Here is a 22,154-nt window from a genome sequence, read left to right on the forward strand (position 1 = left end):
AATATCTTACAATGATTCGATATTGTCATAACGCAATTACGAATGCCATAAGAAACAGGACTGTGTTTGACCGCATGGAGCAGACCGTAGAATTAAAAACCGACCTTGAAAGAGCGGCCGAGCTCGAAAAGGAAGGCCGCTATGATGAGGCCCTTGCAGGACTTAAGCTCTTGGCAAGTCAATATCCTGAGGATATCGACGTCCTGCACCAGTTGGCAACGGCACTTCTACGTGCTGGCGAATTGCGTGAATCTATTATTCATCTCAGAAAAGTACTATTCATGCGGCCCGAGCACCTGATTGCCCGTACGAATATGGGTAATGCATTGCTTTTATTGGGCTACCTCGATCAAGCCAACGAAGCCTTTTCTGCTGTTCTGGAAGTCGAGGAAAGCAATAAAAACGCGCTTTATGGCATGGCGAGCCTGCTTTTGCAGTGGGAGCGCTACGACGAGGCCATGTCATTCGCCCGTAAACTGGTGGAATTACTGCCCAAAAGTGCAGCCACCCATTGTTTGATCGCCGACATTGCAATTAAAAAAGCCAATATGGATGTGGCCGTATTGCACTATAGAACTGCGTTGCGACATGACCCCGGTTATGTGCCAGCCCTGCAAGGGGCCGCACACCTGTTACTGTTGCGCAAGCACCCTGAAAAAGCTAGGGAATACTTGGAACAGGGTCTTAGTTTGCAGCCACGTAATGTCTCGCTCATGCAGGAAATAGGCAAATGCTACTTGATGGAAAATCAGGTGGAACTGGCTGTGCAAATTTTGCAAGAGGCAAATTCGCTCGTACCCGATGATTTTTCGACACTGATACAATTAAGTATTGCAGAGCGCCGCTACGACCATAGCTATGTGTCGGTTGTTCATGCTGCGCAAGCCCTGCGTTTGCAACCCCGCAATAAAGAGGCGGGTAACACGTTAGGGGCTGCGTTGGTTGCAGCCAACGAACCGGACGCCGCAAGAGCATTGCTGACAGGCGTTGCCAGCGGTGCGTCTATCAGTAATTATGTGAAGGATGTTATTGCTCGCATAGAAGCAAGAGCGTTAGAGGGTTTTGTTAGTCCAAAACACAGTGAGATCCGATCACCCATTGCTATTGAGGATGCAGTGACGGACATGGAGGCTGACCAAAATTTATTAATAAATGAGGACGCAGAAAATGAAAATAACAAAGAGATAAAAAGTTAATTTCTTTTTGAAACAGTTCTCACACACAACGAATACGTTATTTCTTTGAGCTCTACTTAAACACTCATCAAACTTGAGATATCCAATTTCTTTTTTGCAAGAAATTGGTTCAATGTGCTTTGCGCCTATTAAAGCACACGAACGAAAACCACTAACTAGTTATGTCTTACAAGAACGATAGGCCCTAATTGCTAGCGGAGACATTACGCTGTCCACAATTTATTAGTATCGGTATAATAATATTACAAAACAACCCATTATTGGGTAAAAATACCCATATGCAGCAAGGTCATAAAACAGGCTAGCTTCTTCAACCTCAGCTATGAAGGATGTATTTGCTGCACACAAAAAGTACCAATCTAGGCAGTTCGAAAAAGAAGATTGAATGCGTGCGCTGTGGGAAAAAGACCAAAAAGCTAATTCAACATGACTTTTTTCATATTGCTATTGACGCTCAATTATAGGGGATATATAGAGTTTTTTAGGCGGTTAAATGTATAACCTTTTGGGTTTATTTGTAAAACTCTCGCCTAACCTATTGGTTCTACTGGGGATTAGTTTAATGGTAGAACAGCGGACTCTGACTCCGTCAGTCCTGGTTCGAGTCCAGGATCCCCAGCCAATTTCCTAGTAGAAATCCCTATAATATTCACATGTAGTTATTACAATAATCCACCCAACCCCTTACTTATCGTCATGATTTTTTGCCCAATTATTTGCTTAGTAAGCAACAATACTCATTGATAACCCATTTCATGCAATCAATATTTGATATGTTGTTGTGGTTTATCTGAGTATTATTCAAGTAATTTTTTAGATAACAACAACTACAAAATTAACCAGCACTAAGAAAACAACAATCATTCTCTTACCTAGTGGAACTTGAGTTGGTATTTTTCTTAGAAAATATTTTTAAATATGGAGACACAATTGACTTCACCTAAATCACTAGTAATAATAACAGGTGCCAGCTCTGGCATTGGTGCAGCACTTGCACGTAAATTCAGCCAAGCTGGACATGCACTACTACTTGTTGCAAGACGGGTTGAAAAACTGGAAGCATTGCAGCTACCAAACACAATCTGCGTTAAACTGGATATTAATAATAGCGCAGCATTTAAAGAAGCGGTTAAAAAGGCCGAGGCCGTATACGGTCCTACCCAGTGCTTAATTAATAACGCCGGCGTGATGCTACTCGGTTCGATAGAAACACAAGCCCCTGAAGAGTGGGAGCAAATGTTTAACACCAATGTGCTGGCGGTACTAAATTGTACACAAGCCGTTGTTGGAGGCATGAAGCAACGCCAATCTGGCACAATTATTAATATTAGCTCTGTTGCTGGCCGTAAAGCACTGCCTAATCACGGCGCTTATTGCGGCAGTAAATTTGCTGTTTCGGCAATGAGTGAAAACCTGCGCGAAGAAATGGCACCACATAATGTGCGTGTTGTTAGCATTTGCCCAGGCGCTACCGAAAGCGAGCTAATCTCTCATACAACGAACCAACAGATCGTTGATGGTTATCAAAGCTGGAAAGATGATATTGGCGGCGCAATGAATGCAGAAGATATTGCCAATACCGCGCATTTTATATTCTCCCAACCCGAGAATGTGTGTATTCGTGAAGTTGTGATTGCACCAACAAAACAAGAACCTTAATTGAAAAAGCAGCTCGACTTTGTATTGATTTAGTCGAGCTGCGCTTATTCGCTGTATCCACCATAACGCCCTATTTGGCATTAAACGTTCTATTTTAGCTATATTTTTTAATCGTTTGAATTATGCAGTTTCGAGTTGCTGTTGCTTAGAGTTGCTCATGACTTGCGCTAAAATCCATCCATATGTTTCAATCAGCCCATCATACAGAGGCATTGCGGGTGACCAGCCGAGTTTTTGTTGAATAAGCCGGTTATCGGAATTTCGCCCACGAACCCCTAGTGGTCCATCAATATGATTAACCGAGAATTGCTTGTTAGAGATTTTTGCGACCATTGCAACCAGCTGATTGATCGAGACCATTTCATCTGAGCCTATATTAACCGGCCCTGCAAAGCTTGAAGAGCGCATCAGACGAATAGTCCCTTCCAAGCATTCATTGATATATAAAAATGAACGGGTTTGCGAGCCATCCCCCCAAATTTCGATGGCATCTCCTTCATTGACCATAGCAACTTTGCGGCAAATTGCAGCCGGCGCTTTTTCTTTCCCACCTGCCCACGTCCCTTCTGGGCCGAAAATATTGTGGTAACGGGCTACGCGGCAATGCATGTTATAGTTGCGGTTGAATGCTAAATAGAGCCGTTCTGAAAACAGCTTTTCCCAGCCATACTCGCTATCTGGTGCTGCGGGGTAAGCGCTATCTTCTGCACAGTTGGGGTTTTGCGGGTCTAACTGGTTGTGCTCGGGATACATGCATGCTGAGGATGAGTAGAAAACATGCTTTATGTTACGTTTCAGGCAGGCCTCTAACATATTGAGGTTTATCAATGCCGAGTTGTGCATAATATCGGCATCATGCTCACCGGTGAAAATATAGCCTGCACCGCCCATATCGGCTGCGAGCTGGTACACCTCGTCGAAATGACAGTCGACTATTGAGCGACAAAAGTCCTGGTCACGCAAGTCGCCCAGCGCGAAATCATCGGCATGAGTTTGGGCATGCTCGTGAAACTTCAAATCCACGCCACGCACCCAAAAGCCCTCACGCTTTAAGCGCTTCACCAAGTGGCCACCAATAAACCCGCCTGCCCCGCAAACCAATGCCCTTTTCATGATCTCAACCCCAATTATTGCATTCTCGTTTGTCGTCTTGGGTAACTCAGCGGTGCTGGAGCGACAATTCTGCAATTATGGATATGCGTTTTTAATCAGGTAGAATAGATAGGGTTCTTTTTGATGGGTCGTTCGCGGTTATGATTAGCTTTACGTCGGATTTTACTATTTACCAATCGCCCATTTGGAACCCAGTGCATCGATGGCAACGCAACTGGCAGCGTCTGCAGAGCCAAACAGGAAGCATTTAACCATAACGGCCGTATGCAATTGTTGGCGGAGTTTCATTTTTGTGTTAGCCGGATGCATAAGTGCTATTTGCGTTATTCCCGTGTTGCTATGTATGTTGAGCGTAGATTTGCTGACCACTTCCGCACGCCCTGAAATTTGCTCTAACTTCGGCATGGCCAATTCACTGGCTTTTAAACTCGTAAACGGGATTAGCAGACAAGTTACTAGAGCTAATTTTGATAATATTTGCATTGTCCTTCCTCATGTGTAAGAGGACAGCATAACACATTTTAGCGCAATTATTGCGCTTTATTACATTTTGATGACACTCACAATTATTTTGGCTAATAAATACCAGTGAATTACCATTGTATTCTAAATATATACTAGATAAAAAATGGCTTAACTTGATCTACTCTAGGTAAAACAAGTTAAGCCAAACGATAAAATAGTAGGAAACTTTCGCGACCTCAATTCGTTAGTCCCTCGGCTTCCTCATGATTATGTAATTACTTCGGCGCGGATAAGGGGGCCAACAACATATAAATAACCGGTGTTACAAACATGGTTGCCAATGTTGCAAAACCCAAACCACCCACAATAACCCAACCCAGCTGCTCGCGCGCTTCTGCTCCGGCACCAAAAGCCAAAACCAGCGGCACAGCACCAAGCACCGTTGAAATTACGGTCATAGCAACAGGGCGCAGCCGTATTAAACTGGCATTTAATATGGCCTCTTTTACTTCCATGCCCTGTGCCTTTAAAGCATTGGCAAACTCGACGATCAATATGCCATTTTTCGCCATAAGGCCGACAAGTAGTATGATGCCGATCTGACTATAAACATTCATGGAACCTGCGGTCAGGTGCATGGCAATAAACGCCGATGCAATTCCAAAGGGCACGGTTAGCAAGATAACAATTGCGCTCATAAAGCTTTCGAATTGCGCTGCAAGCACCAAAAACACAACAAGAATTGCGAAGGCAAATGTAAGTAAGACACTTGAATTGGTTTCTTGCAGAACTGCAGCATCACTTAAAAGAGTAACGTTCAAATCATGGGGCAGAACTTCTTTAGCAATTTGTTGAAGATCGGTAATTGCCTGTGCCAAGTGATAGTTATCTGACAAACTTACGGTCACCGGAACAGCCCTGGACTGCCCTTCGCGGGGCAATGAAGGGGCAACCGCTTCTTCTTCGATACTCATGAGCGTTGAGAGCGGTAGCATTTGGCCTTGGGGGGATTTAATAAACAAATTCTCCAAGTCACGCGTGGAGCGAAGGGGGGCACCACCCGCCTCAATGACAATTGGCAGGCCGTCATCGTTTACAAAGAGCTCAGCCACATCCGAGCCGTCCAATAGCATTCGCAGGCTAGAGGTTACCATATCTGCCGATAGGCCCAAATCGCTCGCGCGTTCGCGGTCCACATGCAGTAATAATTGCGGCTGTGTGGTTTCGAACGATATGCGAGCCGCACCGATTTTATCTCCCAAACGGTTTTTCATAGCAGCAACCAACTGCTCAGCACCATCTGCAATGTGCTTATAATTGCTGCCCGTCACCGCAAAGCTCAGCCCCTGCCCCGCTCCACGTATGCCCAGTGTATTGGTTTGGAAAATAAACACTTTCGTACCGACCAAGCCTTTGAGCTTGGCTCTAATATCGTTGGCTATTTCCTGCTGCGAACGTTCACGCTCTCCCCATGGGGATAATGGCATAATCATAAAGCCCGAGTTGAGAGAACCGCCCGTTCCGATGATTGTCAGCAGGCTTTGCGCTTCGCCGCTTTCAATTACGGGTGCTATGATGCTTTCTATTTGTGTGATTTTATCGCGCGTATAATCAAGTGATACCCCTTGCGGGGCTATTATGCGCATTAACAAGAGCGCCCTGTCTTCTTTCGGCGTTAACTCGCTCGGCAAGCGGTTGTATTCAAAGCCGCCCCACATGCAAAACAATAGTGAAACCAACAGGACCGTTTTGGGCCGCCCCAAACTGGTGCGCAACACTTTATGATATGCAGCTGCGAGAGCTTCCCCTAAACGCACCAAAAATGGCGTCGTTGATTGCGCCGCATTCTCAGCGGTGGTTTCATCCTCCGTTTTTGAAGCTTTTTCATTGCACAAAAAACGGGCGGCAAGCATGGGGGCCAATGTCAAGGCGACGAATGAAGAGAGAACCATACATATGGCCAGGACAAAGCCAAACTCTGAAAACAGCTTTCCCACACTACCCGGTAGAAATGAAATGGGCAGAAATACTGCAACCAGTGTGGCCGTTGTGGTTATGACCGCAAAAAACACCTCGCGCGTACCAACGATTGCAGCATGAAAGCCTTTATCTCCTCTTTGTACCCTCTTGCTAATGTTTTCCAAAACCACAATTGAATCATCCACCACCATGCCGGTGGCCAATAGCAAAGCCAGTAGTGTGAGAACGTTAATTGAAAAACCCATGAGCCAAAGGCCGGTAATGGAGCCAACAAGGGCCAACGGGACGGTTAAGGCCGGAATAAGTGTGAGCTTTAAGGACCTTAAGAAAAGCAGTATGATGGCAACAACAATTATTGTTGAAAGTATGATGCTTTTCACAACCTCGCTTAGCGCACCAGAAATAAACAATGCATCATCACTGGTAATTTGTAATTTCAAGTGCGCCGGCATTTGCCGGTTTAGCTGATCTATTGCCTTGCGAACGCCCTTTGATATATCGAGTGTGTTTGAGCCAGCACTGCGAATAACCCCTAAAGATATGGCCGTATTGCCATTTATAAACGCACCTGATGTTGCTCTTCTAGGTTCTTTGGTCACCAATGCAATATCTGCAATTTTGGTGTTTCTATCGAGTTGTACTGCCGCTATTTCGGTTGCTGTTTGCACGTCCGAGCGCGCACGAACATACAAATCCTGCGTTGATGTGGTGAGTGAACCGGCCGAAGTATCGGCTGTTAACTGAACGAGCGCCGCACGCAATTGTGGTAAAGTAATGCCGCGCGATGCCATAGCCTGCAAATCGACCGCAACTTTAAAAACCGGCTCGCGCTTACCGTATTCGGAAATCGAGGCCACACCGTCAACAGCTGTCAGGCGGTCTATGACCACATCGTCAACATAGTGAGATAGTTGCTCGATGGACCACTTGCTTGAGGTTATTACCGCCCGCAGCACCGGGTCGGCGTCAGCATCGGCTTTTACAACGGTTGGTGCCTCGACATCATCGGGCAATCGGCGCTCAACCGAGCTGACGGCATCGCGTACATCATTTGCGGCATCTGAAAGCAGTATATCTTCGCTAAATTCAACAGTTATGCGCGAGCGGCCATAGCGAGAAGAGGAAGAAATATTGCGAATACCGGAGATTCTGGCAATCGCCTTTTCTATTGTGCTGGTTACTTCTGCATCAATAACTTCTGGAGGTGCGCCCTTGTAAACCGTCGTTATCGAAATAACGGGTTTATCGACATTGGGCATTTCCCTCACCTCAACGCCCATTAAAGCAGCGATACCGGCCGTTAATACCAATAGGTTCAGCACAATTGTCAGGACCGGGCGGCGAATGCATATTTCCGAGAGGGAATGATTTTGATGATGGGAAGGCATCAGGTATTGCCTCCCCGCGCTTTAGAAGGCATTTCAGGGTTTAACTGAGCACTGTTTTGCACCTTAACCGCAATGCCTTTACGCAGTGTTCTTGAGGTTTCCGCAATCACTGTGTCGCCAACGGACAAGTCGCCTTTTACCAAGATGGCCTCGGGGCTGCGCTCAATTATCACAAGATCAACCCGCTTCACGCGATTATTATCTAAAACCCAAACGTAGGATCCCTTGCGGTCCCATTTTAAGGATACTGGCGGAATTGACGGATAGTCTTGGCCTTGCAGCTGCACCTTCACTTCAAACGCCATGCCGGATTTTAGTTTATCTTGAACATTTTCGGTTGTGGCCCGCATGGTGAGTGTACGCGTAAGCGGGTCCACCCGGTTTTCAATTGCGCTTACAACACCTATAAAATTCTCACCGGGCAAAACACGGGTTTGCAGGTGAACCTCATCGCCCAGTTTTACTTTACCGGCAAACCTTTCGGGAACAACAAACTCAACGCTGATTTGCGAGCGATCATCAAGGCCGACAATGCGCCGCTGCGTGGTAATGTAATCACCAATATCAACTTGATATATCCCCAAAATACCGGCAAATGGAGCCCGTATTTGACGCCGGTCCAACAGTAACTTTGCGTCTTTTAAATCAATACTTGAGGTTTTGAGCTGGTTTTGAGCTGTTTCCAGCTGAACTTCTGAAATGGTTTTGCTGGTTCGCAGTTTTTCAAAACGAGCCAGTTGGTTTTGGGCTTGCTCAAGATTTACTTGTGCCCGCTCAACAGCCAGTTGTTCGTCATCGGCATCCAGCGCTATTAAAACATCACCCGCCTTTACCCTGTCGCCCGCTTTAAAGGGCAGTTTGGTAATACGCCCTGTCGCTTCCGCATAGATATCAATGGTTTTTATCGCACGCCCTGTACCAATTGCACGTACAAACTTGTCCGTTACACCTTGCTTGACAAGCGCCGCCTTAACAAGAACAGCGGGCGCAGCCCTCTTTTGCGCTGAGCGCGCGCCAGCCATTTGATTTTTGGCGGTACTTGCCGTTGTTTCTACGGTGCTATTTCCTAGCCAGCCCCTGTTACTTCCATAAAGCACACCAAGTGCCAATACTATTGCGATGCCGAATGCCAGCCAGTACTTGCTGTTCTTCATTTGCATGCTCCCCCCATTTTCTTTGCTTATTATATTAGGAAGCCTAAGTTTGTTTTGTCGCCTTAACGATTACACGTGTGCCCGCAGGAACACGGTTGTAAAGATCGATGATATCCTGATTAAGCAACCTTATACAGCCGCTGGAAACGTTGCGACCGATCGACCACACTTCTTCGGTGCCATGTAAACGGTAGAGGGTGTCTTTGCCATTTGCAAATAAATAGAGCGCACGGGCCCCAAGCGGGTTCTCAAGACTTGGTGGCATACCATAGCGATATTGTTCCAACTCAGGCTGCCTTAATATCATCTCAGCAGGTGGCGTCCATGTGGGCCATGCGCGTTTATATTGCACAACAGCATCCCCGGACCAACCAAAGCCTGCACGGCCAACACCCACACCGTAACGTAACGCTGTGGCGTTTTCTCTCACGAGATAAAGAAAGCGTTGTGCCGGATCAACAACAACAGTTCCAGGCGCTTCACTGCCTTTATAGGGAACTACTTGCCTCAAGTACTTGGGGGACTGTATGTCGCGTAGATTGACCGCAGGTATGGGAAAGCGTTCATCCGGCAAACTGGCATAGAGCCCTTTGTAATAATCGGATGCTCTTTGATCTTGCGGCTCAGCGACAAAACTGGGGGTGATTGTTTTACAACCCGCCAACATCGCCGGAATGGTAAGGGCAAGGAACTTACGACGGTTTAAGCAATTTGTTTTTCTTTTTTTCAGCTCTTGATGCATCGTTTATCGTTTCTCTTTTATTTCTACTGCGCACAATATCTCTATGTCATCTCTTGAGATAAATTACAGTTTCAACGTTAAAATTAACTATAGGTTCTATTAGGTAAGGAATATGGTGTTAATTGGACGCATTTATCCCCATTAAATAAATGTATTCACCTTTTAACACTTACTTGTGAGCAATAGCTTATGTAAAGTGCTCATTCGTCTCAAATATTGCAACTCGGTCAATTTACAGGTTAACAATTTTCATCTATTAATATTTTTATTGTCAACCGCAATCAAATGAAATAAAATTGAGAAATATTAGTTTTTTTCAAAGTAAAGTAATTAATGCAGGCTTCAATATACATTTAAAATATTGTTTGCTTGCAAAATTTTATATTTTGCGCTTGAAATTTATTATTAACATCACATGTTGTGAAAGGTGAGTGTTGTTATGCCACACCTTACATAAACCAGTTGCGACTGACGGTGACTATATCTAATAGTAATAGCTTAACGCCCTACTCCGTTGTGAGGTTTAAGTTTATCAGCATTAGGTTTCATTCGTTATGTCAACGCGGAATTTTTGCCTTGCAATTTTATCAATTAAGGATGCAACGGGCTACGAAATACGAAGATTTGCCAAAGGTGACACTTTTAACAGCTTTGTTGGGGCCAATTTTGGTTCCATATATCCTTGTTTAAAAACGTTACATGCTGAGGAAAAAATAACAATGCGCGTAGAGATGCAAACCAATGCACCTCCTCGCAAGATTTACTCTCTCACCCCAAGCGGACGAGAAGAGTTTATCGAGATACTGAATAACAAAGACAAGGAGGACATATATCGTTCTCCTTTTATGCTCATGGCGATGTTTGCCCCCCTACTGGATCAACAAAGCCTCAAGCAACACCTTATAGAGCGTGAGCAATATATACTTGATAAATTGGCACGCCTAGAGAAGAAGCAAACTAGTTTTGATAGACCAGCGACACTTTGGACGCTCGGTTACGGGGTGGCAGTATGTAAAGCTGAACTTGCGTTCTTGAAAGAAAACGGCGCTACTCTTGTCGGTATGGGCCAAAAAAGCAAATAAAGCTGTATACTTGCCACTAGGTTGTCGGAGATTACTATGGGAATTCGTTTTTCACATTTATTGGCGATCGGGATCGCAGGTAGCATAGGCCTATGGATGGCGTCTGGCACTATTGTGCGTAGTGGTGAGGGCGATAACGAAAATTCCACGCCCCCGCCCGCTCAACGGCTGGAAAAAGCCAGCACTAAACTCTTTACCGTTCGCGTGAAAGAAGTGAGTGCACAACTGCGTCATCCCACACTGGAGATACGCGGCCGCACCGAGGCTGATGCCAAGGTTGAAGTTAAAGCCGAAACAAATGGACGCGTTGTTAAGCGTATTGTGCAAGAGGGCAGTAAAGTAAAGACAGGTGATTTACTTTGTGTTCTTGATCGTGGCGCACGAGAAGCAAGGGTATTGCAAGCTAACGCCAGACTTGCTCAGGCTGAAATAAATTACAAAGCGACCACACAGCTTCAGGGCAAAGGTTTCATCGCGGACAATAAAATTGCCGAGATGAAAGCAACGCTTGATGGCGCTAAAGCAAGTCTGCGCGAAGCCGAAGTGGAGCTGTCTAGGACAGAAATTCGTTCACCTATTGACGGTGTTATTGAAGCCCCGATTACTGAAGTCGGCTCGATGCTGGCAATGGGTGGCACCTGTGCAAAAGTTGTTAACCCAAACCCAATGCTAATGATTGGCGCTGTCTCTGAAAACAACGTGCAGAAAATTCACGTAGGTCAAGTTGCCAAGGTAAAACTCATAGGTGGTAAGGTTGTAACGGGTGCCGTACGTTATATCGCCCAGTCGTCGGACATGAATACACGAACTTTCAGAGTTGAAATCGAAATTCCCAATTCTGACCACAGTTTGCGTGATGGCCTCACCGCGACAGCATTTCTTGCGCTTGATACGCAAAATGTTCACTTCATTTCACCTGGAGTTTTGACATTAAGTGATGAGGGCAGCATTGGTGTTCGCGCGGTGGATGAAAACGATACTGTTGTATTTTATCCTGTTGAGATTGTAGGCGGTGATACCGATGGCGTCTGGCTTGACGGATTACCTGCAAAGTTCCGTCTTATTACTGTTGGCCAAGATTTTGTTAAGGCCGGCGAGGTGGTTGAACCAGTCTTAGAGCGCGTGGAGGCGAACTAATGACGAACGCTCTTGAGGGCATTCTAAATCGCCCGAAAACCATTTTTTCATTAATGATCGCAATATTGATTGCCGGTATTATTGCTTTTTTGACTATTCCCAAAGAAGCCGCGCCCAATATTGATATTCCGTTCTATTACATTTCAATTTCACAACAAGGTATATCCCCTGAAGACGGGGAGCGCTTAATTGCGCGGCCTATGGAAACAGAACTGCGTGGCCTTGAGGGGCTGAAAGAAATTACCACCATGTCAACCGAGGGGCATGTGGGTATATTACTTGAGTTCCACATTGATGTTTCCAAGGATAAAGCGCTTGCTGATGTGCGTGAGAAAGTGGACCTTGCCAAAAGCAAGATACCAGCTGATGCGGACGAGCCATCCGTGAACTCCTTTAATATGGCTTTGAACCCCACCATGTTCATTGCTGTATACGGTGATGTGAGTGAGCGCACACTCTATCATGAAGCACGAAAACTCAAGGATGTCATTGAGGCGGTCCCGACCGTTAAGTCTGCAGATTTATCTGGCCATCGTGAAGAACTGCTGGAAGTCACGATCGATACCATGAAAATGGAAAGTTACTCCATTACACAGGCAGAGCTTTTGCGCACTGTAACGCAAAACAACCAGTTGATTGCCGCGGGCTTTATCGATGGTGCCGGCGGGCGGTTCTCGATTAAAGTACCTGGGCTCGTTGAAACGGCTCGGGACGTCTATTCTATTCCCCTAAAACAAGCAGGGGAAGCGGTGGTCACACTGGGCGACATTGCAACTATTCGCCGGACATTCAAGGACCATTCCAGCTATTCTTTGGTGAACGGCAAAAAAGCGATCACTCTAGAAGTCGTTAAGCGACTTGGTCAAAATGTGATTGAAAATAACCAAGCGGTTATGGAGGCCGTTAATAAAGCAACAGCCAATACGCCGAGTACGATCAAGACGAGCTTTATGCTTGATGATTCTAAAAAAGTCGACGTTATGCTAGGTTCGTTGCAAACATCTATCATGACAGCAATTATGCTGGTTATGATTGTTGTGGTGGCATCGCTTGGCTTGAAATCCGCCTTGTTGGTCGGTTTGGCAATTCCCACCTCCTTTATGACCGGCTTCTTTATACTGTCAATGTCGGGTATGACCGTGAATAATATGGTTATGTTTGGCTTGGTTTTGACGGTAGGTATGCTTGTTGATGGTGCCATTGTTATGGTGGAGTATGCCGACCGCAAAGTAGCTGAAGGAATGAATGCAACCCAGGCATATATCCGCGCCTCGCGTTTAATGTTCTGGCCTATTGTTTCTTCAACAGCAACCACTATCGCCGCCTTCCTGCCAATGTTGATGTGGCCTGGAATCATGGGCAAGTTTATGAGTTACTTGCCATTAATGGTTATCATTGTGTTGATTTCGGCCCTAGCGACTGCATTGGTATTCCTACCGGTAACCGGTGGTATCATGTCTTCGGTATTCCGGTTTATCAGCCGTCATGGTGAGGCGTTTTTAGGGCTGCTTATAGGCACATGCGTTGGTATTGTACTGGTTGATCTGCCCTATCTAGCGATACCCGAGGAAGGCAAGGCACTTGTTATTATTGCACTGGCACTAATTTGCGGCTGGTTTTTACGCCCATTGTTTAAACCAGTCATGAATTACTCGCGGCGCAAAGCGGCCGAACGCCATGCGCAAGAGCTGGAAGATGGTAAAATTTTCCTTGGCAAGCGCTTTGATCCGAAGAAAGTAAAAGGTGCAACCGGCGTTTACGTGCGTGCCCTTGCCAAAATGGCAAGTACGCCAATTGGTAATATTGCCACTCTGGTCGGTATGGTATTACTTTGTTTTGGCATCATAAGCTACTTCATGCAAAACAGTAAGGGTGTTGAGAACTTTGTAGAAAGTGAACCATTACTTGCGCAGGCTTATGTGTCAGCTCGCGGTAATATGTCCGTTGAGGAGGCCTTTAAACTGGTGCAAGAGGTTGACAACATCATCATCAATGTTGATGGGATTAAAGATGTTGTAACAACAGCTTTTCCAAGTGGCTCCAAGACCAGTATGCAAGACATTCCTGCTGACTTGATTGGTCAGGTTTATTTCGAGTTTACCGATTTTTGCTGTCGGCGTAACAGTGAAGCGATTTTTAATGAAATTCGAGAGAAGACCAGTAAAATTGCAGGTATTAAAGTTGAGGTCCGCGCTGAAGAAGGTGGCCCCCCTCAAGGTAAGGACGTTCAAGTAGAAGTTAAATCAACGGATTATGCTTTACTTGATGGTGTTGTTGATCGTGTTCGCACGAAACTGGAAAGTATGGAGGGTCTTCGCGACTTTGAAGACGGGCGTCCCCTGCCCGGTATTGAATGGTTGCTCAGTATTGACCGGGCACAGGCCGCCAGGTATCAAGCGCAAATTGTGCCTGTCGGTGCCATGGTTCAGCTTGTCACGAACGGCATCAAGATTGGCAGTTATCGCCCCACGGATTCTGAGGATGAAGTCGATATCCGTGTGCGTTTGCCCGAACAGCAACGTACGCTTGAGCGCATTGACCAGTTACGCTTGCAAACGCAGCTTGGCCAAGTCCCGCTTTCCAACTTTATCAAGCAAAGCCCACAGCAAAAGGTTTCGACCATTATTCGCCGTGATGGCTATTACGTGATGGATGTGAAAGCGAACGTGGATAAAGCTGCCGGTTACTTGCCTGATAACAAGGTTCAAGAGCTCAAAACCTGGATTGATAGCGAGCAGTGGCCCGAAGGTGTTACTCTTGGCTTTAGAGGGAATGAAGAGAGCCAGCAAGAGTCTGCTGCATTCTTGCAAAAAGCAATGCTGGCCTCGTTATTCTTGATGTTTGCGATTTTGCTGACACAGTATAACAGCTTCTACCAAACGTTCCTGACACTCTCGACCGTAGTCATGAGTATGGTCGGCGTGATGTTGGGGATGGCTATCACCGGCCAGAAGTTCTCTGTGGTTATGACAGGTACGGGGGTTTTAGCCCTGGCAGGTATTGTGGTTAACAACTCGATTGTTTTGATCGATACCTATAACCGCTTCCGCCATGACGGCATGGTTCCCGTGGATGCAATTTTAAAAACATGTACCCAGCGGATTCGGCCTATCCTATTGACTACCATTACGACAATTGCCGGTTTGATACCGATGGCGACGCAAATCAGTTTTGATTTTGCCGGACGTGTCATCTCCATCAACCAGTTTGGTTCCGAGTGGTGGGTGTCATTGGCGACGGCTGTCATTTCCGGCCTCGCTTTTTCCACGCTGCTCACCTTGATCGTGATACCCACGCTGATTGCAATGCCTTCTGTGTGGTATCAGGCTTGGCGAAACCGGAAGAGAAAGAGCCAAAAGAAACTAAATGAACTCTTTTCAACCGATGGCTTTAGTCCCGCTGGAAATGACATGGGGGATATCAAAGAGGTTGAAACACCAGAGTTTATTGGGGTTAAGCCGCGAAAATCTACCGAGGCAGCCGAATAAGCAACGGTCTTTACCTATCTTACTATGACAAAAAACAAGGCCCTGCTGAATTGCAGGGCCTTGTTTTGTTTAGTTTTGGCTGAGTGCTATCTATTTATTGATATCACTTCATATTTCCAGAGCGCTTTTTGCTTTGTAGCTAGCTTAATCATTCTTATTTTTCTTTTCATGGCTCACAATAACTGTGTCGTCTTCATCATCAAATGAGATGCTGACGCTATCATCATCACACCACTGCGACGTACCATCCTTTTTGCAAAGTTTTTTATAGGAGCGCCAAGAAAATGGGATCGAGATAAGGTAGGCGATTGTGATGACAGTCAAAAACTGGAACGGGTAACTGATCAGTAAGCCGACAAGTGCAACCAAAACAACGATTATTGGCATTACAAGCTGGCGCTTTATTCGAGTTCCCATTTGCTTACCAGAATAGGTTGGCAATTGACTAACCATCAAAAGACCGGAAAACACCGTATAAATGGCAACCAGCGGGGCCGCATCATTGTAATGGGGCAAGCCAAGTTGTTCCATATATAATGGAAGCAGAACAATAATCGCGCCGGCTGGAGCGGGCACACCGGTAAAAAACCTATTCGCCCATGCCGGTTTGTTGGGATCATCTAACGCGACATTAAATCGTGCCAATCGCAATGCACCTGAAATTGCGTAGAGCATTGCAGCGAGCCAACCAAGAGATTCAAAGCCCTCTAAAATCCAAGCATAAATCAGGATCGCCGGTGCAACCCCAAAATTGACGAAGTCAGCCAGTGAATCCAGCTCTGCACCAAACTTGGATGTCCCGTTTAATAATCGTGCCACACGGCCGTCCAGACCATCAAGAATTGCGGCTAGGAAGATTGCGAGTAATGCAATACTCCAACGCTCTTCGATTGCCATGCGAATGGATGTTAGGCCAGCACAAAGGGCAAGTAACGTGACCATATTCGGTATTATCAGGCGTAGAGGAACCCGCTTAAAACGGGCTCCCCTTTTTTCAGTTACACTTTGATAACTCTCGGTTTGGTTATCTGGTGCAGGGCTTGATGTATTCACAGCCTATTCCTTGTGCATTCCAAATCATGAAACCCGTGAAATGGCATCGCTTTGGTTGGTCGCTTTGAGATCTGCCAGTATAGATTCACCTGAAACCATCGTTTGTCCTAGTGAAACAGATGGTTTGGTTCCCAGTGGCATGTATACATCCAGACGTGAGCCAAAACGGATCAAGCCAAAACGCTCGCCAGCACTGATGGTTTCGTCTTCCTTGACAAAACAAACAATTCGGCGTGCCACCAAGCCTGCAATTTGAACCACACCAATGCGGGTGTCATCGTTTTCAATCACAATACCATTGCGTTCGTTATGCTCGCTCGCTTTGTCCAGCTCTGCGTTCAAGAACTTGCCAGCCTTGTAGGCCACACGTTTGATGCGACCTTGCATCGGCGCTCGGTTCACATGACAGTTAAAAACATTCATGAAAATACAGACGCGCATCATGGGCTCTTCGCCCATATCCAGCTCTTTTGGTGGTACTGCAGGCCCCATAAGGCAAACGGTGCCATCTGCCGGGGAGACGATCAAACCATCGCGAACCGGGGTTACACGCGGTGGGTCGCGGAAGAAGTAACAAACCCAAACCGTTAGGATTAAACCAATCCAAAATAGCGGCGCGAAAAACCACCCCAAAATAATGGTGGAAATTGCTGCGATGGCAATAAAAGGATAGCCCTCGCGGTGAATAGGAACAAATGTCTTGCTAATTGTGTCAGCTAAGGACATACAAGCCGCCTTCTTTTAACTCAGGTCAAACAAGAATACACCCAATCTCTTTCAGCAATGGTAACATTTGTTAGCAAGCTTTTGTCAAAAAGAAAGGTGTATTCTCTTTGCTCCTGTATTACCCTTGTGGCGGCAAGGTTTCAATCTCGCTTTCTTCGGCTGTTTCTTTTCATGTGGTCAATCCTTCACCCTGTTTGCGGATTTCTTCCAATTTGGCGACAGCTTCATCTACTTCCCGTTGTCGATTCCACATGGAGGCATATAGTCCTCCTTGTGCCAAAAGCTGTGCATGTGTGCCTTGTTCCACGGCTTGACCATGATCGAGCACCAAAATGAGATCTGCGTTGACAACCGTAGAAAGCCGATGGGCAATCACCAAAGTTGTTCTGTCTTTGGAAACAATATCCAACGCTGATTGGATTTCTCTTTCCGTGTGCGTGTCCAACGCTGAAGTCGCTTCATCAAGGATGAGGATTGGTGGGCCTTTCAGCAGAGTTCTGGCGATTGCGACCCTTTGCTTCTCACCACCTGAGAGTTTGAGACCCCGTTCACCAACCTGGCTCTCATAGGCGTCCGGGAGATTTTGAATGAAAGTATCTATCTGGGCTAGATGTGCAGCCTCTTTAAGCTGTGCGTCTGTGGCTTCAGGGCGGCCATATCTCAAATTATAGGCAATCGTATCGTTAAAAAGCACAGTGTCTTGCGGTACCATACCTATGTTTTGGCGCAGTGATTTTTGTGGCACGTCTCTTACGTCAACACCGTCAATTGTAATTGCGCCTTCTGTGACATCGTAGAAACGAAACAACAAACGAGATATTGTGGATTTTCCTGCCCCTGAAGGACCGACAATAGCAATTGTGCTACCTGCAGGAACTTCGAAGCTGATTCCCTTCAAGATGGGCCGTGCGGCCTCATAGTGAAAATGAACATTATCAAAACGAATGGTGCCCTGCTCTACTGTCAATTCTTTCGCATTCGGCTTGTCAACAATCTCCGGCTTCACGGCAAGAACTGCGAACATTGCTTCCATGTCAGCGATGCCCTGACGGATTTCCCTATAGATGTAACCTATGAAGTTTAAAGGCATTGAGAGTTGAAGTAATAGTGCATTGATCATTACGAAATCACCAATGGACTGGGTGCCTTCTTGTATGGCTATTGCAGACATGACCATGCAAATAGCAGTACCAGTACCAAGAATCGCTGCCTGACCAATATTTAGCCATGCTAGGGAAGTCCAGGTTTTAATTGCCGCTCCTTCATAGCCTTCCATTGCGTGATCGAACCGGCTGTGCTCCAGCTTTTCGTTGCCAAAATATTTCACCGTTTCGAAGTTCAATAAACTATCGACCGATTTTGTATTGGCATCATTATCAGCTTCGTTCATAGCACGACGAATTTGTATGCGCTTATTGGATGCGCTGACAGTATAGTAAAAATAAGCCACCACGGTTGTTGCCACAACGACAACATACCAAAAGCCAAATTGGTACCATATAACTGCCGCCATTAAAGCAAATTCAATGATGGTTGGAATTCCATTAAGAATTGTAAAGCGCACAATCCCTTCGATACCCTTGATGGCCCTATCAATAACTCTTGTTAGGCCACCGGTACGCCGCGAAAGATGATAGCTTAGGGATAGCTGGTGCAGATGCTCAAAGGTTAAGCTGGCCAATTGGCGAACGGCATTCAGACCAACCCTTGCAAAGATGGCATCGCGCACTTGGTTCATGACGACGACGAGAAGCCTCGTCACATTATAGGCAATCACCAACATAACCGGAGCTACAAGTATGGGCGGTAACCCAGCTGGTAAAACATCTGCCCCTGTGAGCGCATCAGTTGCCCAAGCATACAAGTAGGGCGAGAGAACCGTTACAATTTTTGCCAGCATGAGCGCAGCTAGCGCCCAAACAACCCGGCGTTTTAAGTCTGGCCTGGCTGTGGGCCACATATAAATCCAGAGTATTTTAAGGGATCTAAAAATACTCGCATCATCAGCATTAAGCATTTCCCTCGTTTTTTGCGAGGGATCGCTGTGTTGTATATTCATTTAAGTTCTCTATCTGGCTTTAATAGCTTATATGCCTATTGTTGAGGCTATTGTTTTTTCTTCGTTCAGATTATCGTTCTAGTGTTAGCGGAACACATGGTGCTTCAGTGCGCTCGTCAAATAAATCACCAAAGAATACACGAAGGCTTTTTAGCGTATCTTCAGCTGCTAATGGACATAGGCTAATGCACGTCATACGGCCTTTGCTTTCCATGGTAATGAAACCAGCCTCACATAATACTTTCAGGTGCTGCGATATTGTTGACTGGGCAAGCGGAACATTTGACACAAGGTCAGCACAACATGCCGTGTCACAAGCAGCCAATATGCGCAGAATTTCCAACCTTACAGGGTGGCTCAGCGCTTTGGCTTTAGTTGCCAATGCAAGGTTTGCCTGTCGGTCTGCATCAAAACTGTATTGCTGCTTTGCTTGCTGTGCGGGCTGCTCCGACTTTGTCACCATGAACACTTCTCTTTTATCATCGTCAAATATCTATATAATCGTATAATAACGATAAATAAAGATACGATAGGAATTATTTATTCGAGCCTGAGATTCAGAACACGCTTTTGCGAGATCAGGCATTGTTTCATAAAAAATGCCCGCTTAAAGCGAGCATTTTATTATCTGAACCAAGAAGCTACGCCCTTAATCGCTATTGCCCTACTCGCTTTCAGGCCCTTTATTGTCTTTCCAGTTTTCGTCCCTACTCGGTATTAAAAATACCTGGCCTGGATAGATAAGGTCTGGGTCCCTGATTTGATTATCGTTGGCTTGGTAGATGGTCGTATACCTAAAACCCGAACCATAAAGGCGCTGCGAGATCGTCCATAGATTATCGCCACGGCGTATGATGACGGAAGGTAGAGCGCCGATATTCTCTGTTGCTGTATTACCTTTAGAACCGGATGCGCTGGCATTCGCCTCGACCGAAACAGGTTTCAATATCACTTGATCGTTTGATTTTTTGAAACTCACTTGTGCTCTTGCCACAACCTTTGCTTGGTCGTCTTTTGCCATTTGGTCGGCACGCACTTCAATAGAGCCGTTCCCCAGCTCTTTCGGTGCTTCGAGTAGCCAGCTGCCATCTTTTTTTGTTGTTGTTTGTCCAAGGTATTTGTCGCCAACATAAAGCCGCAGGTCGGTTCCCGGCTCGCCAACACCTGCAACATAAATTTTGCCATTTTCAGACTCAACAGCGCTCACTCTGAGTTCAGCGGTTTCCTTTTGCTGTTCAGGTTCCGTCGTTTGCTCTGTCTTTTTCTCAACTGATGCCAATGTTTCTTGTGGCTGCTGAGCAGGCGTTGACTGGTTTGAATTCTCAACCGGTTCTTGTTTAACGGGTGGTTGAACTTCAGGTTGCTTTTTATCTTCTTTTTGAGCGATCTGCTGTTTTGGCTCACTCTGTTGCCCCGGCAATTGCAGAACTTTGGAGGGAGCATCGGGTGCATTCATGACAACAAGAGCTTCGCTGCTCTCATCTTCTGGAATTGAGACAGCAATATGTTGCTTCGATGCAATCGGTTTGCTGTTTTTATCCCTTTGAGATTCTAGGGTAATGTCATAGTCGCCCGCGTCCAAAGGCTTTTCAAGCACGATGGTAAATTCACCGTTTGAGTTGGCTACCGTTTTTCCCAGTACTTCGCCATTCGCAACCAATGCAACAATAGCGCCGGCCTCTGTGCGACCGGCAACAACCGCATCACCCGAACGCTCGACACGCATGACATCGAAACTCGGTGGCTGAGGTGTTTTGACTGCCTGTTTTACTGGCTTAGCTGGTTGTTCCGTTTTTTGTTCTGGTTGCTTTGCCGCTTGTTTTATCTGTTTTTCAGGAGCACGACCGACACTTTGAGGCTTCGACTCTGTTTGATTTGGTTCTAGCGATGTTGGCATTTTGGCAACATCTGAATAATAATAGATACCAGCACCAGATGCAGACAGTACAACCAAAGTTGCAGCTGCTATTGCCAGTTTTTTCCCAGAGTTCGACATCTTTTACCTAAAGCTCCTCATGCTGCAATGTTTTACCAGCCTGCTGAAGTTATGAGGCCACCCCTGTTAAACATTGCAGATTGCCGGTCTTGATAGTTATAGCACGATACTTGGCCATCACATAAATACATCGGACCGAAATTCTTGTCGTAGTTTATGGCCTGCAACACAAATGGCAATGGTTGAATGCATTATTTGCCATTTGCTCCACATAGAGCCTTTAGAAAAACCCTTTAACGGTTTTGTTGAGATAGTTTCTAAGCTTTTGGGCTATAGCTGTGTTATCTCGCTGCTATTAGTATTTAGCGATGCAGCAAATATGTTTTACGTTATGAGAGTATCAAAATGGGATCACTTGGTAGTGTCTGTGTTTATTGTGGGTCGGCGAGTGGTTTCGATGGTATTTATGAAGAGGCAGCAAAGCGTTTGGGCCAAAACTTGGCAGCAAATGGCATAACCCTTGTTTACGGCGGTGGCTCTATTGGCATGATGGGCACAATTGCAAAATCATGCCTTGATAATGGTGGGCATGTTGTGGGGATCATACCCGAGTTTTTGCGGGAAAAAGAAGTGATGCTGCAAGATGTGCAGGAGCTCATTGTCACAAAAAACATGCACGAACGCAAAAAACTAATGTTCGAAAGAGCTGATGGGTTTATTGCCCTTCCCGGTGGCATTGGCACCCTGGAAGAGCTGGTGGAGCTGTTAACTTGGGCACAATTGGGCCGTCACAACAAACCTGTTATCTTGGCAAATATCGACGGGTTTTGGCAACCGCTAAAACAAATGCTCAGCCACATGCTGGAGCGCGGGTTTATTCGCCCCGGGTTTGAAGTGAACTTAAACATGTACGCCGATATTGATGCGCTTATACCAGCACTACAAAAGCATATTTCCCAGAACCAACAAGCCTAAT

The 22,154-nt window shown here is 45.9% G+C and carries 16 protein-coding genes and 1 tRNA gene; 7 read left to right on the forward strand and 10 right to left on the reverse strand.

The window, feature by feature from the left end; translation table 11 throughout:
• Window positions 1-62: 62 nt before the first annotated feature.
• From AYK67_RS02535 to AYK67_RS02545, 3 genes are all read left to right on the forward strand, one after another.
• On the forward strand, window positions 63-1,196 hold the full coding sequence (locus AYK67_RS02535) for a tetratricopeptide repeat protein (RefSeq protein ID WP_068081879.1): 1,134 nt from the start codon (window positions 63-65) through the stop codon (window positions 1,194-1,196).
• A gap of 548 nt (window positions 1,197-1,744) precedes the next feature.
• Window positions 1,745-1,818: transfer RNA gene (locus tag AYK67_RS02540), tRNA-Gln, on the forward strand.
• Between the two features lie 308 nt (window positions 1,819-2,126).
• The gene (locus tag AYK67_RS02545) at window positions 2,127-2,855 is read left to right on the forward strand and encodes an SDR family oxidoreductase (protein ID WP_244266866.1); all 729 of its coding nucleotides are present in this window, start codon (window positions 2,127-2,129) and stop codon (window positions 2,853-2,855) included.
• 120 nt (window positions 2,856-2,975) lie between these two features.
• On the opposite strand, the gene AYK67_RS02550 is transcribed toward AYK67_RS02545, so the two are convergent.
• From AYK67_RS02550 to AYK67_RS02570, 5 genes are all read right to left on the reverse strand, one after another.
• Complete coding sequence (locus tag AYK67_RS02550) at window positions 2,976-3,968, reverse strand: NAD-dependent epimerase/dehydratase family protein (protein WP_068081885.1); 993 nt, start codon at window positions 3,966-3,968, stop codon at window positions 2,976-2,978.
• A 165-nt stretch (window positions 3,969-4,133) separates the two neighbouring features.
• Window positions 4,134-4,451 (reverse strand): hypothetical protein, encoded by a 318-nt coding sequence (locus tag AYK67_RS02555; RefSeq protein WP_068081887.1) that lies wholly within the window; start codon window positions 4,449-4,451, stop codon window positions 4,134-4,136.
• Window positions 4,452-4,708: 257 nt separating this feature from the next.
• Window positions 4,709-7,801, reverse strand: a complete 3,093-nt coding sequence (locus tag AYK67_RS02560; RefSeq protein ID WP_082735596.1) for an efflux RND transporter permease subunit — start codon at window positions 7,799-7,801, stop codon at window positions 4,709-4,711.
• On the reverse strand, window positions 7,801-8,955 hold the full coding sequence (locus AYK67_RS02565; protein WP_162265070.1) for an efflux RND transporter periplasmic adaptor subunit: 1,155 nt from the start codon (window positions 8,953-8,955) through the stop codon (window positions 7,801-7,803). The genes AYK67_RS02560 and AYK67_RS02565 overlap by 1 nt, the downstream gene beginning before the upstream one ends.
• 43 nt (window positions 8,956-8,998) lie before the next feature.
• The gene (locus tag AYK67_RS02570; RefSeq protein ID WP_068081892.1) at window positions 8,999-9,697 is read right to left on the reverse strand and encodes a L,D-transpeptidase; all 699 of its coding nucleotides are present in this window, start codon (window positions 9,695-9,697) and stop codon (window positions 8,999-9,001) included.
• A gap of 554 nt (window positions 9,698-10,251) precedes the next feature.
• Here AYK67_RS02570 and AYK67_RS02575 point away from each other — a divergent pair.
• From AYK67_RS02575 to AYK67_RS02585, 3 genes are read left to right on the forward strand one after another with little or no spacing between them, the layout of a single operon-like run.
• Window positions 10,252-10,779: a PadR family transcriptional regulator gene (locus tag AYK67_RS02575; RefSeq protein ID WP_068081895.1), complete on the forward strand. Its 528-nt coding sequence runs from the start codon at window positions 10,252-10,254 to the stop codon at window positions 10,777-10,779.
• A 36-nt stretch (window positions 10,780-10,815) separates the two neighbouring features.
• Complete coding sequence (locus AYK67_RS02580) at window positions 10,816-11,916, forward strand: efflux RND transporter periplasmic adaptor subunit (protein ID WP_068081898.1); 1,101 nt, start codon at window positions 10,816-10,818, stop codon at window positions 11,914-11,916.
• Complete coding sequence (locus tag AYK67_RS02585) at window positions 11,916-15,404, forward strand: efflux RND transporter permease subunit (RefSeq protein ID WP_068081904.1); 3,489 nt, start codon at window positions 11,916-11,918, stop codon at window positions 15,402-15,404. The genes AYK67_RS02580 and AYK67_RS02585 overlap by 1 nt, the downstream gene beginning before the upstream one ends.
• 144 nt (window positions 15,405-15,548) lie before the next feature.
• On the opposite strand, the gene pssA is transcribed toward AYK67_RS02585, so the two are convergent.
• The 5 genes from pssA to AYK67_RS02610 form a co-directional block, all read right to left on the reverse strand.
• Entirely contained in the window at window positions 15,549-16,457 is a 909-nt protein-coding gene (gene pssA / locus AYK67_RS02590; RefSeq protein ID WP_068081907.1) for a CDP-diacylglycerol--serine O-phosphatidyltransferase, read from the reverse strand.
• A gap of 24 nt (window positions 16,458-16,481) precedes the next feature.
• Window positions 16,482-17,183, reverse strand: coding sequence for a phosphatidylserine decarboxylase (locus tag AYK67_RS02595; protein WP_068081910.1), 702 nt, complete (start codon window positions 17,181-17,183; stop codon window positions 16,482-16,484).
• Between the two features lie 169 nt (window positions 17,184-17,352).
• Entirely contained in the window at window positions 17,353-19,242 is a 1,890-nt protein-coding gene (locus tag AYK67_RS02600; RefSeq protein WP_068081911.1) for an ABCB family ABC transporter ATP-binding protein/permease, read from the reverse strand.
• Window positions 19,243-19,312: 70 nt separating this feature from the next.
• Window positions 19,313-19,705 (reverse strand): ArsR/SmtB family transcription factor, encoded by a 393-nt coding sequence (locus AYK67_RS02605; protein WP_082735597.1) that lies wholly within the window; start codon window positions 19,703-19,705, stop codon window positions 19,313-19,315.
• Between the two features lie 201 nt (window positions 19,706-19,906).
• Complete coding sequence (locus AYK67_RS02610; RefSeq protein ID WP_068081913.1) at window positions 19,907-21,238, reverse strand: Ig-like domain-containing protein; 1,332 nt, start codon at window positions 21,236-21,238, stop codon at window positions 19,907-19,909.
• A 345-nt stretch (window positions 21,239-21,583) separates the two neighbouring features.
• On the opposite strand from AYK67_RS02610, the gene AYK67_RS02615 reads away from it, so the two are divergent.
• Entirely contained in the window at window positions 21,584-22,153 is a 570-nt protein-coding gene (locus AYK67_RS02615; protein ID WP_068081914.1) for an LOG family protein, read from the forward strand.
• Window position 22,154 lies beyond the last annotated feature (1 nt).

It is taken from the genome of Polycladidibacter stylochi (assembly GCF_001562055.1).
Lineage (GTDB): Bacteria > Pseudomonadota > Alphaproteobacteria > Rhizobiales > Stappiaceae > Pseudovibrio > Pseudovibrio stylochi.